The 16,323-nt window shown below is 59.2% G+C and carries 15 protein-coding genes; 10 read left to right on the top strand and 5 right to left on the bottom strand.

Features of this window, described 5'->3' with window-relative positions:
- Positions 1 to 152: 152 nt before the first annotated feature.
- Both G5193_RS05680 and gloB read right to left on the bottom strand, forming a co-directional pair.
- Positions 153 to 1,706: a lytic transglycosylase gene (locus G5193_RS05680; protein ID WP_005361719.1), complete on the bottom strand. Its 1,554-nt coding sequence runs from the start codon at positions 1,704 to 1,706 to the stop codon at positions 153 to 155.
- A gap of 70 nt (positions 1,707 to 1,776) precedes the next feature.
- Positions 1,777 to 2,541, bottom strand: coding sequence for a hydroxyacylglutathione hydrolase (gene gloB / locus G5193_RS05675; protein WP_421205317.1), 765 nt, complete (start codon positions 2,539 to 2,541; stop codon positions 1,777 to 1,779).
- 72 nt (positions 2,542 to 2,613) lie between these two features.
- On the opposite strand from gloB, the gene G5193_RS05670 reads away from it, so the two are divergent.
- Entirely contained in the window at positions 2,614 to 3,336 is a 723-nt protein-coding gene (locus G5193_RS05670) for a methyltransferase domain-containing protein (protein WP_202003466.1), read from the top strand.
- Here the strand turns inward: G5193_RS05670 and rnhA are convergent.
- Positions 3,324 to 3,788: a ribonuclease HI gene (gene rnhA / locus G5193_RS05665; RefSeq protein WP_005337815.1), complete on the bottom strand. Its 465-nt coding sequence runs from the start codon at positions 3,786 to 3,788 to the stop codon at positions 3,324 to 3,326. The genes G5193_RS05670 and rnhA overlap by 13 nt on opposite strands.
- 79 nt (positions 3,789 to 3,867) lie before the next feature.
- Between rnhA and dnaQ the strand changes: the two genes are divergently transcribed.
- Both dnaQ and G5193_RS05655 read left to right on the top strand, forming a co-directional pair.
- On the top strand, positions 3,868 to 4,602 hold the full coding sequence (gene dnaQ / locus G5193_RS05660; RefSeq protein WP_047439188.1) for a DNA polymerase III subunit epsilon: 735 nt from the start codon (positions 3,868 to 3,870) through the stop codon (positions 4,600 to 4,602).
- The gene (locus G5193_RS05655) at positions 4,599 to 5,861 is read left to right on the top strand and encodes a TIGR03503 family protein (RefSeq protein WP_421205315.1); all 1,263 of its coding nucleotides are present in this window, start codon (positions 4,599 to 4,601) and stop codon (positions 5,859 to 5,861) included. Before dnaQ ends, G5193_RS05655 begins: the two co-directional genes overlap by 4 nt.
- Positions 5,862 to 5,962: 101 nt before the next feature.
- On the opposite strand, the gene G5193_RS05650 is transcribed toward G5193_RS05655, so the two are convergent.
- Positions 5,963 to 7,480: an HD domain-containing phosphohydrolase gene (locus tag G5193_RS05650; RefSeq protein WP_216954328.1), complete on the bottom strand. Its 1,518-nt coding sequence runs from the start codon at positions 7,478 to 7,480 to the stop codon at positions 5,963 to 5,965.
- A gap of 312 nt (positions 7,481 to 7,792) precedes the next feature.
- Between G5193_RS05650 and G5193_RS05645 the strand changes: the two genes are divergently transcribed.
- The 7 genes from G5193_RS05645 to G5193_RS05615 all read left to right on the top strand — a co-directional run bounded on the left by G5193_RS05645 (position 7,793) and on the right by G5193_RS05615 (position 15,890).
- Positions 7,793 to 8,596 (top strand): siderophore-interacting protein, encoded by an 804-nt coding sequence (locus G5193_RS05645; protein ID WP_069526731.1) that lies wholly within the window; start codon positions 7,793 to 7,795, stop codon positions 8,594 to 8,596.
- 278 nt (positions 8,597 to 8,874) lie between these two features.
- Positions 8,875 to 10,842: a TonB-dependent receptor domain-containing protein gene (locus G5193_RS05640; RefSeq protein ID WP_421171952.1), complete on the top strand. Its 1,968-nt coding sequence runs from the start codon at positions 8,875 to 8,877 to the stop codon at positions 10,840 to 10,842.
- A 109-nt stretch (positions 10,843 to 10,951) separates the two neighbouring features.
- Complete coding sequence (locus G5193_RS05635; RefSeq protein ID WP_421205313.1) at positions 10,952 to 11,968, top strand: FecCD family ABC transporter permease; 1,017 nt, start codon at positions 10,952 to 10,954, stop codon at positions 11,966 to 11,968.
- A 7-nt stretch (positions 11,969 to 11,975) separates the two neighbouring features.
- Positions 11,976 to 13,013 (top strand): FecCD family ABC transporter permease, encoded by a 1,038-nt coding sequence (locus G5193_RS05630; protein WP_421205311.1) that lies wholly within the window; start codon positions 11,976 to 11,978, stop codon positions 13,011 to 13,013.
- Complete coding sequence (locus tag G5193_RS05625) at positions 13,013 to 13,816, top strand: ABC transporter ATP-binding protein (RefSeq protein ID WP_266135547.1); 804 nt, start codon at positions 13,013 to 13,015, stop codon at positions 13,814 to 13,816. Before G5193_RS05630 ends, G5193_RS05625 begins: the two co-directional genes overlap by 1 nt.
- An 83-nt stretch (positions 13,817 to 13,899) precedes the next feature.
- Complete coding sequence (locus G5193_RS05620; RefSeq protein WP_421205505.1) at positions 13,900 to 14,817, top strand: ABC transporter substrate-binding protein; 918 nt, start codon at positions 13,900 to 13,902, stop codon at positions 14,815 to 14,817.
- Positions 14,818 to 15,101: 284 nt separating this feature from the next.
- The gene (locus G5193_RS05615) at positions 15,102 to 15,890 is read left to right on the top strand and encodes a hypothetical protein (RefSeq protein ID WP_227342325.1); all 789 of its coding nucleotides are present in this window, start codon (positions 15,102 to 15,104) and stop codon (positions 15,888 to 15,890) included.
- A gap of 75 nt (positions 15,891 to 15,965) precedes the next feature.
- On the opposite strand, the gene G5193_RS05610 is transcribed toward G5193_RS05615, so the two are convergent.
- The gene (locus tag G5193_RS05610) at positions 15,966 to 16,319 is read right to left on the bottom strand and encodes a copper-binding protein (protein ID WP_421205309.1); all 354 of its coding nucleotides are present in this window, start codon (positions 16,317 to 16,319) and stop codon (positions 15,966 to 15,968) included.
- Between the last annotated feature and the right edge of the window lie 4 nt (positions 16,320 to 16,323).

Here is a 16,323-nt window from a genome sequence, read left to right as displayed (position 1 = left end):
TTGCCTGCAGAGCGGTGATGCATCCGCAGGTGGCGCCAAGCCATTGTTTTAGTCGGCGGCTCAGACACAGCAGCGGTTAGCAGCAGTAATAATAAAAAACGGGGCCAGTCAGATGACTGGCCCCGTTTTTTATCGGGTTCAAGCGGTGAGGCTTAGCTGTTGTTCTTCACAAACAGGGTCAGCTCCTGACCGGGCTTGAGGTAATCCCCTTTATCCAGCTGATTCCAGCGCATCACATCGTTGATGGCCACCTGGAAGCGAGCAGCGATGGAGGAGATGGAGTCGCCACGGCGAACCTGATACACCATCGATTTGTCGCTCTTCTTCCCTTGCTTGGGATAGACCACCAGCTTCATGCCTGGCTTGAGCGCCGACTTGGCATTCAGACCATTCCACTTGGCGAGCTCTTCGTGGGAGACGCCGTGTGCCTGGCTGATGCTCCACAGGTTGTCACCCGAGCGCACCTTGTAACTGACTTTGGCCTTCTGGCTGCTACCACGGCTTGCCAGCTGCTGCGGTTTGCTGGCGGAGCTGGCCTTGCTGCTGACCTGACCGTGGGTCGGGATCACCAGTTGCTGACCGCGACGCAGGTTGTTGCTGCGCAGATTGTTGGCCAGCTTCAGCTCGTTCACGCTGACGCCATGATTCTGGGCAATGCGCGACAGGGTATCGCCACTGGTGACCTGATAGGAGCGGGTTCGAATACGCTCACTCTTGGGCAGATCGGCCAGTGCCAGCTCCAGAGTATCGGCATACTCTACCGGTACCAGCAGGCGGTAAGGGCCACGGGGCGACATCACACCACGGCTCAGGGCCGGATTGACCTCCTTGAGCTGTGAGGTACGCAGACCGGCCAGTTGGGCGGCCACATTCAGATCGATCTGGCTGCCGGTCTCCACCACTCGCAGCTTCGGCTCGTTGGCGAGCACCGGCAACTGGATATTGTACTTGTCCGCATTACTGATCATGTCAGCCATGGCGAGGATCTTGGGCACATACATCCGGGTTTCGCGGGGCAGATCGAGCGACCAGTAGTCGGTCGGTTTGCCTGCGCGCTGGTTACGCTGTATGGCGTTGCGCACCCGTCCTTCCCCGGCATTGTAGGCGGCCAGCGTCTGCAGCCAGTCACCGTCAAAGAAGCGGTTCAGGTACTCCAGATAGTCGAGCGCCGCATTGGTGGAGGCCAGCACATCGCGCCGTCCGTCATACCAGTTGTCGTGGCGCAGACCGAAGTTTCTGCCTGTCGCTGGCACAAACTGCCAGAGTCCGACGGCATTGCTGCGGGATCGGGCATGGGGATCAAACATGCTCTCGATCATCGGGACAGTAATAAGCTCCATTGGCAGCTCACGCCGTTCAATCTCCTCTACCATCAGATAGAGGTAGGGTTCAGCCCGGCTGGCAATGGTCGCCAGATGCTTATCATTGCGCAACAGCCACTCACGTTGCTGGCGGATGCGCGGATTGTCCGGAGTTTCCAGTTGCATATCATCGCTGATACGCACCCACAGATTGTCCGTATCTTCCATTTCGTCCAGCTGTTCATCGCCAAACAGGAAATGGGAAGAGTGTTTTTTATGCGCTTTTTTCTTGACCTGGGGGGACTTGATCGGCTCGATTGCCGTTAGCGCCCGGTCATCCTGATGGCTCAGGTTTTGGCAGCCGCTGAGCAACAGCGCTGCCAATAAGGCCGTTCGTACCTTCATCTCGTTCCGGTCATTTTTAGGAAAAACAGCTCGCATCATAAGGGGCAATGGCCCCCTGATCAAGGTTTGTTCAAAAAACGTCCTTCCACTGACGCAGGATGGTGAAGGTATCTACCGGATTTTCCACGCATTTTAGCCCATGTTTTTCAGCAGAAAATTTCACTGAATCCTGTTCGCATCGCAGAAAAATGTTGAAAGTGCGTTCGTCACCCAGCCGGGTTGGCAGACTTGGCAGCCCTTGTTGCCGCAGTTTGCTGATCAGTCCGATCTGATCACGGATCGCCGGATTGTCCGGTTCAACTGCATAGGCAAAGCGCAGGTTGGAGAGTGTGTACTCATGGGCGCAGTAGATCAGGGTCTCGTCGGGCAGGGCGGCAAGGCGCTGTAACGAGTGGTACATCTGTTCCGGCGTCCCTTCAAACAGGCGGCCACAACCGGCCGAGAAGAGGGTATCGCCACAAAAGAGCATGCCGTTGCCGTGGTAGGCGATGTGGCCGCGAGTGTGCCCGGGCACATGGATCACCTCGAGGGCGAGGCCGTGCCAGTTGATCTGATCGCCATCTTCCAGCCACTGACCGTGGTGATCCGGCATCGGGTCAAGTTTGGGGCCATAGAGCCGGGCGTGGGGGAAGTGGGCAAGCAGCTCGGTGACGCCCCCGACATGGTCGTTATGGTGATGGGTCAGCAGGATGGCATCGAGCACCAGCCCCAATGCCTCAAGCCGCTCTAGCACGGGTGCGGCATCGCCCGGATCGACCACCAGGCAGTGATTTTCGTGGCGGATCAACCAGATGTAGTTGTCATTAAAGGCTGGAACTGTGATCACTGGATACATGAGTCTGCTTCTCTTTAGGGAGGGTATCTTATATAACAGGATGGCGTTCGAAACCCCGAGTTGAGCCCTATTATGCAGGTGGCACGTACCGAACAACAAATCGAGATCCCGACCAGCTGGTCTGCATTGCCTATGGGGGACTGGGTGGCGGCCGAGATCCAGGAGCGGCTCGACAGCTGGTGCCCCAACTTGTTCGGGTATCACTTGCTCAAGGTCGGAGCCCTGAGCGCCGAGCTCTCCTGCAAATGTTCATCCATTCGTCATCAGGTGGGTGTCGCGCCTGAGGGACGACTGCTGGACATCTATGGCGATCCCCTCGAGCTGCCGGTGCGAACCGGCAGCGTCGATGCCTGTCTGCTGGCTCACTGCCTCGATTTCTCCGCCGATCCCCATCAGGTATTGCGTGAAGCCGAAAGGGTGCTGACCGATGATGGCTGGCTCATCATCAGTGGTTACAATCCGGTGAGTCTGGTGGGAGTTGGCCACTGTATCCCTTTTTTACGGCGCAAGTTGCCCTGGTCTGCTCGGATGTTTACCCCTGGGCGGGTGACGGACTGGCTGCATCTATTGGGGTGTGAAGTGATGTTTGACGAGCGTTTCGGTTACTCGTTTATGGGTAAACAGAGCTGGCACAGCTGGTGGCGGGAGAGTATCGGGCGGGATTATTGCAAGGCGTTTGCGTCGGTATACGTGATTGCTGCCCGTAAACGGCGTTTTCCACTGATCCCGGTGCGGCGGCGCTGGCAACTGCCAAAGTCCCTCGCCACACCGGGCATGGCCCGTCAGGGCTGGTAACCGGTATCCTCGGCCAGATCCTTGCCGCAGGCGGCATCTCTGGCCAACTCGTCGCACCGTTCGTTCTCCGGATGGCCGGAGTGGCCCTTTACCCAGAGCCACTCAATCTGGTGGCGACCCACTTCTGCATCCAACTCCTTCCAGAGATCGACGTTCTTGACCGGTTGACGATTGGCGGTCATCCACCCCTTCTTTTTCCAGCCGATGATCCACTGGGTGATCCCCTGGCGCACATATTGGCTATCGGTGGTGAGGCGCACCTTGCAGGGCTCGTTGAGGGTTCGAAGCCCCATGATGGCTGCCATCAGCTCCATCCGGTTATTGGTGGTCAACTTGAATCCGGCGGAAATTTCCTTGCGGTGCTTGCCGTAGACCATCACGGCCCCGTAACCACCCGGGCCCGGATTGCCGAGGCAGGAGCCGTCGGTATAGACATCAATCTGTTTTAACATGAGCAATCAATCTGTTTTAACATGAGGCTTGGGGTAAACTAGCGAGTAAGTAAAGCCGAAGTTTGACATAGATTGGATCATGAACACACCCCAACTGAATCGCCAGATCATTCTGGATACTGAAACCACAGGTATGAATACGGCGGGCGGCCCTGTCTATCTGGGGCACCGCATTATCGAAATCGGCTGTGTGGAGGTGATCAACCGCAAGCTGACCGGTAACCACTATCACGTCTATATCAAGCCTGATCGTCTGGTCGACCCGGAAGCGATCCAGGTGCACGGTATCACCGACGAGTTTCTGCGTGACAAACCGTCGTTCAGCCAGATCGCCGACGAGTTCCTCGAGTTCATCCGCGGCGCCGAACTGATCGCCCACAACGCGCCGTTTGACGTGAGCTTCATGGACTACGAGTTCAGCAAGCTCGGACTCAACTTCAAAACGGCGGATATCTGCACCATCACAGATACCCTGGCGATGGCGCGGGATCTCTTCCCCGGCAAGCGCAACAACCTGGATGTGCTGTGCGATCGTTACGGTATCGACAACTCCCACCGTACCCTGCACGGGGCTTTGCTCGATGCGGAGATCCTGGCGGACGTCTACCTGCTGATGACCGGCGGCCAGACCAAACTCAATCTGGCCACCGAAAGCAACGAAAACGAAAGCAATCAGGACACCAGTATTCGTCGGTTAGAGAGCAACCGACCCGCCCTCAAGGTGGTGCGTGCCAGTGCCGAGGTTCAGGCCCTGCACGAGGCGAGACTGGATCTGGTACAGAAAAAGGGAGGAAGTTGTCTGTGGCGGCAATGAGCAAGTGGTGTGCCGGTCTGCTGTTGTTGCTCTCGCTGGGGGCGATGGCGACCGAGGTATTTGCCCCTTCCGATATTCCGCTGCTGGATAACCGCTTTCGCATCGATTACGGCGTGAAGGAGATCACCTTCATCATCAAGCGCAAGCCGGGCACCCCGTCCGTGATCCTGGTTCGCCCCGATGGCAGCAAGCTTTACGTGGGCAAGGTCAAACCCGCAGATGTGGGTTGGCTGGCGCTGCCGGAGCATGATCTCATTACCCTGCGCAATCCCATGCCGGGCCCCTGGCAGGCGATTGGCGAGGTGGATCCCGACAACCGGGTGCGCATTCTCTCCGATATCCGGCTCGATATCGCCGCCCTGCCGATGCAGCTCTATCAGGGGGAGGTGGTCAAGCTCAAGGCGTGGTTGCTGATCAATGGTCAGCCGCCGAAAGATAAATACTATCTCTCTGATCTTGGCATGACCGTCAAGCTGCAATCGTTCAGCGATGCCGATAAGAAAGAGGTCGTGCTGGATCAAGTACTTGGCCACTATCGCGATGATGGCAAGGGGCTCGACGAAGTGCCGGGCGATGGCATCATGACGGCGGAAGTGACGCTGCATGATATTCCCGGTGGCAAGTACCGCGCCATGTTCAGCACGGGCAATCAGGTTTTTGTCCGTGCCCGTTATCAGGATGTTCTGCTTTACCCCTATCCGTTCAGCTATAACTTGTCGCCGCCTTCGGATGAGCTGGGTGCCAAGCTCTCACTGCTAATCGACCGTGATGAGCTGGATCCCGCCTCCGTGGTGGTCAAGGGGAGTGTGACCAGCAATGTGGGCGGCCTCTACGAGTTCAGCGAGACCGCCAGCGACCCCAAGCTTGATATCGATCTCTCCAACATCAAGGAGGTCGGTCAGCATGAGGTGAAAGCAACCCTCTATGGCACCACTCGCCTCGGCCGTGAGCTGAAAATCGAGTTGCCGGTGAAAACCTTCAATGTCTTCCCGCCACCGCCGCCTCCTGTAGAGGTGATGTCGGCCGCCGCTCAGGCCTCCAGCGCCGAGTCTACCGAAGAGCAGCCTGAAGAGGGAATGGGGTGGCTACTTTGGGTTCTGGTTGGGGGTGGGGTACTACTGGTGTTGCTGGGAGGCGCAGGTTTTGTGGTGATGCAAAAACGGCGTGCTTTTAAACGTGCGCTAGCAGCAGCTCAGGCTGAAAATCAACAAAACGGCCAACCGGCAGCCAAGCTAGATCTCAACTTGCCAGAGCAGTAGCCCAGACTCGGGAAAAACGATACACCAGAGAGAAGAAACCGCCCTCGATAAGCAGGGCGGTTTTTTTAGCTCGACCCCTTAGGATAAGGGATTGGCAGCAATCAGTGATCGCCGATATAGACATCCTTGTTCTGCTCGCGGATTTCGAGGAACTTGTCCAGATTGGCCATCATCAGCTCGACCAACTGGGGGTCGAAATGCTGCCCCTTCTCCTCTTCAATCAGGGCCAGCACCTTGTCCAGCGGCCATGCTTTCTTGTAGCAGCGATCCGAACCCAGGGCATCGAACACATCGGCCAGTGCCACGATCCGTCCTTCCAGTGGGATATCGGCCCCCTTCAAACCGCGGGGATAACCGCTGCCATTCCACTTCTCATGGTGATTGCCTGCTATGGTGGCGCCAATCTGGAACAACGCCAGATCGCTGCCGGAGAGCATATCCTGACCGAGTTGGGCATGAGTTTTCATGATCTCCCACTCTTCCGGGGTCAGCTTGCCCGGTTTGTGCAAAATGGCATCGGGAATCCCCACCTTGCCAATGTCGTGCAGTGGTGAGGCCCGTTTAACCAGCTCGCTCTGCTCTTCGCTCATCCCCAGCAGATGGCAGAAAAGCTCGGTGTAGAGCGCGACCCGTTTGACGTGTAACCCTGACTCCTTGGAGCGGGTTTCGACCAGTTCGCCGATGCGATAGATGATCTCCCGCTGGTTGTCGGCGATCACCTCGTTGAGCCGGATATTTTCCAGTGCCACTATGATGTTTTCGGTAAACAGGGTCAGCAGGCTGGTATCGATCTGACTGAGCTGGCGAGTGGTCTCGATATGAAACAACAGGTGGTGGCGCGGGTTTTGGCAGTAGAGCACCATCTGGTTGGTGTTGTAGATATTGCAGCCCCGGGTCATGGCCTGACGCAGTATCTCGGGTGCCTCTGTCAACCGCACCGGGGGATGACCTGGCAGCAGGGGCTCCAGCAGTTGATCCTTCACTTCGTAGGCATATTGTTTTACATCGTAAATCTGGGTCTCTCCCAGATGGAGCAGGGCGCTCAGCTGCTCTTGGGCGCCTTCGACAAACTGACGCAGCGCCCGTTTCTCAAAGATCCCCTTGGAGGCTTCGATGACTTTTTCCAGCCCTTGCCGGTTGCTTTCCAGGGTGCGGATATCCCGATAGGAGCGCAGGCTGGCACGCAGCAGGGTGCGCAGCTTCTGGGAGGTGAGCTCGGTTTTATCCTTGTAGTCGTTGATGTCGTAGTTGGTCACCACGTCATCTTCCGGCGCTTGGCCGGGTTGGCCGGTACGCAGCACGATTCGTACCATCTTGTTTTGCAGCTCTTCACGGACATATTTGACGACATCAAGACCGGCGTGATCGACCTCCATCACCACGTCCAGCAGCAGCAGTGCAACATCCGGGGTGGTGGCCAGCAATTTTTTTGCCTCTGCTGCCGAATAGGCATGCAGAAACTCGATGGGACGATTGTCAAACTCGAATTTGTTTAAAGTGATCTTGGTGATGCGATGCACTTCCGGTTCATCGTCAACAATCATCACCCTCCAGCCTGCTTGCTGCGCGTCGGGGAGGGAGAGCTCGTCATCATCAATAATCAGGATCTGGTCATCCATCATACAATCCTGTTTGGCATCCTGTGCTTACATTAACTGCTTCACTAAGGATAGGAAACTTATTGAGAAATAAAATTTGATCTCGAAAAACTATGGTCGAAATAGGCAAATGGAACCCTGCGTGACAGTGTTGTTGTCCGGCTGCTTTCTTCGTCCAATCATGGGACTAGCGTGCATAAGCCCGTTTCTCTGTTCGGGGGCTGATGGTAGTGATTAGTGATGTTTGAGCCGGATAGACGAGAAATAATCGCATTTGATAGTGATTCCCATTTGTGTGTAGCATAGGCAACACACTCAACGAGGAGCCTCATTGTGTCCCCATCTCTGCCTCCCAATCGTCCCCGTCTGCTGACTGTCAAAGCCATTACCCAGATCACCCCCCATTTGCGTCGTATCACCTTTGGTGGCAGCGAACTGGCTGACTATCCCTTCACCTGCGGTGGGGCCCATATCAAGGTGATGCTGGCCCAGCCCCATCAGGTAGAGCCGGTGCTGCCTGCAATGACCCCGAGCGGCCCGCGCTGGAGTGACCCGGCTGACAAGCCGGTGATCCGCACCTACACCATCCGCGCGTTTCGCCGTGATGAGCAGGAAATTGATATCGACTTCGTGCTGCACGGTGACGGCGGGCCCGCCAGCGCCTTTGCTACCCATGCCAAGCCGGGAGAGAAGGTAATCCTCTCCGGGCCGGGTGGTCCCAACCCTATGCTGCAACCGGCCGATCACTACTGTCTGGTAGGGGATCTCACCGCCTTGCCCGCCATCATGGCGATGTGCGAGGTGATGCCTGCCGATGCCAGAGGGGAAATTGCGATTCTGGTGCCGGATCAGGCCGATGCTCAGCCTTTGACGCTGCCGGTCGGGGTGCGCTGTCACTGGTTTGTCGGCGAGCCCGAGTCCAGCGGCCTGCTGGAGCATGTGATTGCTCTGCCGCTGGTGCGCGATGGTGGCTTCTTCTGGCTGGGTGGGGAAGAGGCGCTGGTGCTGCCGCTGCGCCGCCATTTTCGGTCTGTGCTCGAGGTGGATCGCCAGTCGCTCTACGCCGTGCCGTACTGGCGCCGGGGCAAGAGTGAAGAGGCCTATCACCAGACTCGCCACGATGTGATGGATAATTAAGCGGATGCGAAAGAATACCTGATTCACTCTTGCAAATAAAAATGATTTGCATTTAGTATTGCGCCGTCCCGATGTCAGTCGGTACGGCGCTTTTGTTATTGATGGCTGCGAGTGGCATAGCACAACGCAGGGCCTGCCGTAATGCACTGATGTTCGGGGTGATGGGGCATGGACGACTGTTCATGCCAATGAACTCCATCACTTTGCACCGGGTCTGGCGAGGTCAGACAGGGATGTCGGTGGGGTTGGCCTTGGTTGTTTTATGTGGAGTGTTGATGATGCGTACATCATCCCGACGATTTGCAGTGCATCCGCTGGTGTTGTCCCTTTTTGCCCTGCCAGTTCTGGCCCAAGGGACTGCGCCTGTCACCGTTCATGAAACTATGGTGGTGACGGCGAGTAAAACCCGGCACAGCGAGCTGACCGCCCCGGCCAGCGTCTCTGTGGTGACTCGGGCCGAGCTCGACAAGCTCAATGTCAATGACCTCACCGGCGCTCTGAAACAGTTGCCGGGGGTCAATATCAGCCCTGCTACCAGCTACGGCCGCAGCGAGATCAAGTTGCGCGGGCTGGAGGGGGATTACACCCTGTTGCTGGTCAATGGGCGGCGTATCAGCTCCCGCGATGCTCTTACCTCCGGTTATGGCAATGATTTCGATCTCTCCGCCATCCCCATGGCGGCCATCGAGCGTATCGAAGTGATCCGTGGCCCCATCTCCTCCCTCTACGGCGCAGATGCGCTGGGTGGGGTGGTCAATGTCATCTTGCGCCAACCCGGGGAGAAGACCGAAGCGGCGGCCACCTATACCTTCAGCGACCCCACCGACGGTCACGGCGGGGATATCAACAAGGCGAGTGCCTATGTGGGCGGGGCACTGATCGACAACAAGCTGCTGGCCAACCTGGTGGTAGAAGGGAACCACCGGGACGCCTGGCAGAGCGAGCAGAGCATCAACCCCAAGGCCGATGCCATCGAGCAGCGTGAAAAGCTGGGGATCCTCTCCAACGTCAAATGGCTGATCGACGATCGTCAGGATCTGGATGTGGGGATGAACTACGCCAAAGACGATCGGGAGGCCCACTGGAACAACTACGGCCAGACGCCGCGCAATATCCAGCAGATGGAGCGACTGGGACTCAACGCCACCCACGTCGGCCGTTGGGATCAGTTCGACAGCCGGGTCGGCTATGCCTTCGAGCAGGTTGACCTGTTTGACGACTCCGAACTGATGACGGCGCTGAGCAAGACCAGTGGCGATGTGAGCCAGACCAACCACACCTTCGATGGCCAGCTGAGCGGTAATCTGGGCAGCCACCTGCTGACCAGCGGTGCCGAGTACCGCATCACCGAACTCAAGCATAACGTCAACCTCAAGGGGGGCGATGTCAGCGTCAACCAGAGCGCGCTCTATCTGCAGGATGAGTTTGGCTTTGGCGATCTGGCGTTGACCCTGAGTGGCCGGGTCGATCACCACGAGATCTATGGCACCGAGTTCAGCCCCCGTGGTTATGCCCTCTACAGCCTGACTGACAACTGGGTGGTCAAGGGAGGCATTGGCAAGGCGTTCAAGGCGCCGACCATTGCCCAGTCCAACCCGGATTATGCGGTAGCCGCCTGTCGCGGTCGCTGCGCTGTGGTGGGCAACCCGGATCTGAAGCCGGAAACCGCCGTCAGCTACGAGCTGGGCACCGCCTATGATGGGTCGTTCTGGGGCGCCGGGGTTACCGCCTTCCACAACGATATCAAGGACAAGATCCAGAGCGAGGCATGGACCTCCACCTGGCGTCCGGCGGTGATGACCTATCAGAACGTCAGCAAGGCCCGCATCAAGGGGGTGGAGCTGAGCGGCTGGTTTGATATCACCGATGCCCTGACCCTCTCCAGCAACGTCACCCTGATCGACGGGGAGGACAAGACCAGCGGCAAGGATCTCTATCGGACGCCGGAGCATACCGTCAACGCCAAGCTGGAGTGGCAGGTCATCGAGAGCCTGAGTACCCAGCTCGGCTGGAACTACACCGGCAGCCAGATCCTTCCGGTTCCGCGCATGAGCGGCACCACCTATGAGACCACCGCCGGATTCCACACCCTGGATATCGGGGCAGTCTGGAACGCCACTCGGGCACTGGATCTGAAGTTCGGGCTCAATAACCTGACCAATACCAAGCGTGACTGGGTTGCCACCGAGGCCGATCAGATCCTCGACGGGCGCACTGTCTATGCCGGTGTGGCCTACAAGCTGTAATGGCTGAGCGGGAGCCCGCACTGGCGGGCTTCCGCTGTTGTCAGGGGATCACCTCGGATGACGGCTTTTGTGTCAACAAGATGGCATTGCAATCATAAGGAGTTAAAGGGTGTTTAGAGACCAGACCTCGCTGTTCTGGCTGGGATTGTTCCTCCTGTTCGTACTGCTTTCTCTTTCGCTCGCCACCGGTGCGGGTGTCTATGGTGCCAGCGAGGTACTCGGCTACCTGATGGGGGATGCCCGCTGGGCTGGCGACGAGAAGCTCGCCATGGTGCTCAATACCTTGCGACTGCCGCGCACCCTCTGCGCCATGGTGGTCGGCGCCTCTTTATCTCTGGCGGCCTCCTTGTTGCAGAGCGCGACCCGCAATCCGCTGGCGGAGCCCGGTCTGCTCGGGGTCAACGCCGGGGCCGTCTTTGCGCTGGTGGTGGGGCTCACCTGGTTCGGGGTGGAGTCCGCCTACGGCTATCTGCTCTGGGCCGGACTCGGTGCGCTGCTCGGCAACGTGATTGTGCTGGGGCTCGGCATGATGATTGGCCGCTCCAACCCCCTCAAGCTTATTCTGGTCGGGGTGGCGCTTTCCGCCACCTTCGGCGGTCTCTCCAGCTTTCTGCTGCTCTCCAACAAGATGGTGCTGGAGCAGTACCGCTTCTGGAACCTCGGCTCCCTGTCGGCGGCCAATCTCGATGCCATCATCGCCGTGCTGCCCTTCGTGCTGGCGGCGTTTGTCATCACCCTGCTGCTCTGTCGCCAGCTGACCCTGATGCAGATGGGGGACAGTCAGGCCCAGGCGCTGGGGATCCGCCCCAACCGGGTGCGAATTGGCGTGCTGCTGGCCGCCACCCTGTTTACCGCCAGTGCCATCGCCATCGCCGGTCCCATCGGCTTTGTCGGCTTTCTGGCCGCCTACTGTGGCCGATTGGTGGAGCCTGTGAAGCTGTCGGTGCAGGTCTGTTTCTCCGCCCTGTTCGGCATGCTGTTTCTGCTGTTGGCCGACATTCTGGCGCGCTGGCTGATCCAGCCGTTCGAGCTGCCAAACGGGGTCATTCTGGCCCTGATCGGTGCACCTGTGCTGATCGCCATCGTCCATCGCGGGGGCTTTCGTACCCTGCTGACCGTCAAGTGAGGGGCTGATGCGCACACCTACCGATATGCTCTGCCTGCGGGCCGGCAACCGCTCTTTGCTGCTCCATCTGCCCAGCTGGCGCTGGCTGGTACTGCTTGCCGTGGCGCTGCTGGCGCTTGCTCTGCTGGCCTTGAGTGTTGGCGGCGGCAAACTCGGCTTTGCCGGAGTGGTCAACACCCTGCTGGGGGAGGGGACCCGCCTTGAGCAGCTCACCCTGTTCAAGATCCGGCTGCCGCGCATCCTTGGGGTCGTGGTGGCGGGGGCGGCCATGGGGCTCTCGGGCTGTCTGGTGCAAACATTGGTTCGCAACCGGCTGGCCACACCCGACATGGTGGGGGTCAACAACGGCGCCTCTCTGGCCATCATCGTCTTCTCCCTCTACTTGACGGTAGGCAGCTGGCCCTGGTGGGCCGCGCCCATCGGCGCCATCTTCGCGGCGCTGGTGCTCTATACCCTCTGCCGCAAACCGGGTGAACAGGGCTATCTGTTCGTGGTGATCGGTATCGGCCTCTCCGAGCTGTTCGAGGCGCTCGGCCAGTTTGTGATGTCCACCCAGGCCCTGCTGCACCTGAGTTCCCTCTATCTGTGGAACATGGGCAGCTTTATTGCCGTGGGTTACAGCACCATCACCCCGATTGCCATCCTGTTGCTGCTGCTCTGCCCCTGGATTGTCTATCTCTCCCGCTCGCTGGCGGTGCTGCGCTTTGGCCCCGAGATGGCCAGAGGGCTTGGAGTCAACGCCGATCGGGTGCAACTGGGTATTCTGGCCCAGGCCATTCTGGTGGCGGCGCTCGGCACCGCCATCGGCGGCCCCGTGGTCTTTATCGCCATGGCGGCCCCCATTCTAGCCTCCTGGCTGGTGAAAGACCGGGTGGTGCCGCTCTGGCTGGCGGCACTCAGCGGCGCCCTGCTGCTGCTTGCCAGCGATACCTTGGTCCGGGTGCTGGCCAGCCCCCACGAGGTGGCGACCGGTATCATGACCCGCATTCTCGGCGGCCTGTTGCTGCTTTTTCTTCTTGTTAACGATCGCCAGAGGGCTGACTGATGACGCTCACCGTAAATCGCCTCCACTTCGCCTATCAGCAGACCCCCATTTTGCGGGACATCTCTTTCAGCGTGCCGAGGGGCAAGCTGGTGGGGATCGTCGGCCCCAACGGCTGCGGCAAATCGACCCTGCTCAAGCTGCTATCCGGCCAGATGAAAGCCCAACGCGGCGAGATCCTGCTCAAAGGCAAGCCGCTTGCCAGCTACCCCATGAAGGGGCTGGCGCGGGAGCTCGCCTATCTGCCCCAGCGGCCGACCCTGCCTGCCGGCATTCTGGTGGAGCAGCTGGTGCAGTATGGCCGCCACCCTCATCAGGGCTGGTTCAATCAGTGGGGTGAGGAGGATGCCCGCATGGTGCGTATTGCCTGCGAGCGAATGCAGCTTGAGGGGATCTGGCAGCAGAGCGCCGCGTCCCTCTCCGGCGGGCAGGCACAGCGGGCGTGGCTGGCGATGATCCTGGCGCAGGACAGCGACATGGTGCTGCTCGACGAGCCCACCAGTGCCCTCGATATCGGTCACCAGACCGAGGTGATGGAGGCGATCCATCGCATCACCGCCGAGGGCAAAACCGTGCTGCTGGTGATCCACGATCTGGCGATGGCGGCCCGTTACTGTGACGAGTTGATCGCCATCGGCGAGGGGACCATTGCCGCCATGGGCCCGGCCCGGGAGGTGGTGACCAAGGATCTAATCGACCGGCTCTACCAGACCAGTGTCGACATTCTGCATGCCCCCGGCGACGGGGCGCCCATTATCGTGCCCCGTCGCCACGAACATGGCTGCGCCCTGCGTTCGGCGAGTTGAGCCATATGGGCCTGCTCTGTGGGCCCACCGAGTGTATTCACGCGGCCGATTATCCGGGCCGTGCAACGAGAAGGAGTGAGATGATGAAGCGTTTTGCCGCCCTAGCAGCAGCCATCCTGATGCTGGCCGCGCCGCTGGTTCAGGCGCAGGAGATGCGTGAAGTGACCGATGCGTTTGGCCAGAAGGTGCAGGTGCCAGTCCAGCCAACGCGGGTGGTGGTGCTGAGCGAGCTCGAACTCGACAGCACCCTGACCCTGGGGCTGACCCCCATCGGCGCCGTCAATGGCCGTGGTCAACCCACCTTGCCTCGCTATTTGCTGAACAAGGCGGGCATGGGGATCCAGGTGATCGGCGATCTCGACAGCCCCAATCTGGAGTCGCTGATTGCGCTGGAGCCCGACCTTATCCTGACTGGCCAGACCCGTCCCGAGCTGCTGACCTTGCTGGGGGAGATCGCGCCGACCGTGGTGACCAGCAAGTGGGGTGAGCCGTGGCAGGATAGCTTCCGCCGCACCGCCCACACCCTCAACCGCGACCAGCAAGCGGATACTTTCTTGCTGCAGTATGCCGAGCGGTTGACTCAGGCCCGCAGCAAGCTGGCCAAACATCAGGGGGAGAGCATCAGCATAGTGCGCTGGAACCCCAAGGGGCCGAGCTTTATGTATCAGGGCACCTTTGCCAGCAGCGTGGTTGAATCGATGGGGCTGGTGCGTCCGGGCAAACAACAGGGGACTGGCGCGCCCCATTCACCGGCGCTGAGTCTGGAGTCCCTCAACTTGTTGGATGCCGACTGGCTGGTGGTCGGTACCCTGAGCGCCAGCGGCGATGCGGTGGATGCCATGCGTCAGGCGGAGCAGACCCCGGCGTTCCAGCAGTTGCCGGTGATCAAGGCCAAGCGCTTTGGCGCCGTGGACGGGTCGCTCTGGACCTCCAGCGGCGGCCCACAGGCGGCTCTCAAGGTGATCGAGGATGTGGAGCAGTTGCTGGCAACCCGCAGCTGAACGAGCGCGTTATCTGAGGGATGAAATCTGTGCGAATGAACCACAGATAGAGTATCTATCTATCAGTGGTTCATTAATGTGGATGTTAATTTCTTTTATTGGCTCATTCGCAAAAGAGTGCTTTCGTTTATTGATTAATGTGTGAATTGCTGCACGTTCTGGGTACGAGCCTCGCGGTATGGCTTTTGTCGCCCCCGTTTTTCCGTATGGTATGAGCGTTTATTGGGTCAAGGGTTAATTGCTGCTTGTTCCCGTTAAGTGCTTGCTACCAAAGAGGAATCTAAATGAACGAGAGTCGACGTAGAGTCACCCTGGGGCTGTTGAGTACCCCCCTGGTCGCCACCCTCACCGGCTGCAACAGCAGCAATGACAGCCAGGGGAGTGCGGCGGATTTTCGCACCACCCTGACCGACCGGCTGAGCGCCGAGCTGCACGACGAGCAGACGGCCCGCCAGCTGGCCCCCTTCATCGAGGAGGCCTGCTTCAACATGACCCCGTCCCGGGTCGCCATCGACCAGGCCCACTGCGTCATCGCCTTTGCCTTCGGCAACCGCCCCAACGCCTCGGGCAACCCGGATGAACTGGCCGAGCCCGGCCCCATGAACGAGGCTCTGGCTGCCTGCTGTGCGGCCCTCTATCGGCAAAAGCCGGTGCCCATGTACGTGCAATGGGAGATTGCCCGCTTCCTCGACTCGGCCCGCTATCCGGACATTCCAGCCCGGGATGTCATCTCCATCGAGCCTTACTGGGATAATGAAGGCAAGCTGGTCTACCTCAGCACGGACGGCGTGGTGGAGGCGATTGTCAGGGATTATGCCGGCGGAGATGCCGCCGCCCTTGGCACGGCGGCCGTTATCGGTCACCGCGACCACGTCAAGCGCTGCATCATCACCTGCCGTGCCCGCAAGGTGGCGAGCCATGCCCCGGAGGGGATCGAACTGCCCGTCTGGTACGACGAGCAATCCGATCAACCCTGGACCCGTCGCCGCGACCTCTATGTGCTGCAGGATATCTCGGTTCAGTTGATGGGGGTGGCGCAGGCCAACATAGCCCAAGCCTATCCGAACGGCTGAGGAGGCCGCTCGGCGGATGGTGCAATAACAGAAAACGGCGGGATGATCCCGCCGTTTTTTTTGAAATGACTCTGATTACTGTTTCTGGATAGTGGTTACGGTTAGCTTGCCGTCCGGGTTCTCGGCGTGAAAACGCACCGCATCCCCCACCTTCAGATCCTGGAGCTGGGCCGGGTTAGCTACTCGAAAGACCATGGTCATGGGGGGCATCTTGAGGTTCTCGATCGCCTCGTGCTTGATGCCGACTTTGCCGCGCCCCTCATCGAGGCGGGTAATGACCCCCTTGGTCATCACCATTGCGGCCTGTTCGCTCATCTCACCCGTCTGACTCATATCGTGCCCTTCATGGTGCATCATCTCTTCGGCTTGCAGGTTGGTGTGGGTGGCAAGGCCAAGCAGCAGGGTCAGGGTCAGCGTCTTGTAGTTCATGGTG

It is taken from the genome of Aeromonas sp. 601027, from assembly GCF_049174455.1.
GTDB classification, from domain to species: domain Bacteria; phylum Pseudomonadota; class Gammaproteobacteria; order Enterobacterales; family Aeromonadaceae; genus Aeromonas; species Aeromonas veronii_A.
Note: the sequence above shows the minus strand (reverse complement) of the source record. Positions and strands in the feature narration are given on the sequence as shown.

What these genes read in the sequence shown, in the direction of transcription:
- G5193_RS05680 (WP_005361719.1), bottom strand. Translation starts at nt 1,706, where the DNA reads ATGAAGGTACGAACGGCCTTATTGGCAGCGCTGTTGCTCAGCGGCTGC.
- gloB (WP_421205317.1), bottom strand. Translation starts at nt 2,541, where the DNA reads ATGTATCCAGTGATCACAGTTCCAGCCTTTAATGACAACTACATCTGG.
- G5193_RS05670 (WP_202003466.1), top strand. Translation starts at nt 2,614, where the DNA reads ATGCAGGTGGCACGTACCGAACAACAAATCGAGATCCCGACCAGCTGG.
- rnhA (WP_005337815.1), bottom strand. Translation starts at nt 3,788, where the DNA reads ATGTTAAAACAGATTGATGTCTATACCGACGGCTCCTGCCTCGGCAAT.
- dnaQ (WP_047439188.1), top strand. Translation starts at nt 3,868, where the DNA reads ATGAACACACCCCAACTGAATCGCCAGATCATTCTGGATACTGAAACC.
- G5193_RS05655 (WP_421205315.1), top strand. Translation starts at nt 4,599, where the DNA reads ATGAGCAAGTGGTGTGCCGGTCTGCTGTTGTTGCTCTCGCTGGGGGCG.
- G5193_RS05650 (WP_216954328.1), bottom strand. Translation starts at nt 7,480, where the DNA reads ATGGATGACCAGATCCTGATTATTGATGATGACGAGCTCTCCCTCCCC.
- G5193_RS05640 (WP_421171952.1), top strand. Translation starts at nt 8,875, where the DNA reads ATGCGTACATCATCCCGACGATTTGCAGTGCATCCGCTGGTGTTGTCC.
- G5193_RS05630 (WP_421205311.1), top strand. Translation starts at nt 11,976, where the DNA reads ATGCGCACACCTACCGATATGCTCTGCCTGCGGGCCGGCAACCGCTCT.
- G5193_RS05625 (WP_266135547.1), top strand. Translation starts at nt 13,013, where the DNA reads ATGACGCTCACCGTAAATCGCCTCCACTTCGCCTATCAGCAGACCCCC.
- G5193_RS05620 (WP_421205505.1), top strand. Translation starts at nt 13,900, where the DNA reads ATGAAGCGTTTTGCCGCCCTAGCAGCAGCCATCCTGATGCTGGCCGCG.
- G5193_RS05615 (WP_227342325.1), top strand. Translation starts at nt 15,102, where the DNA reads ATGAACGAGAGTCGACGTAGAGTCACCCTGGGGCTGTTGAGTACCCCC.
- G5193_RS05610 (WP_421205309.1), bottom strand. Translation starts at nt 16,319, where the DNA reads ATGAACTACAAGACGCTGACCCTGACCCTGCTGCTTGGCCTTGCCACC.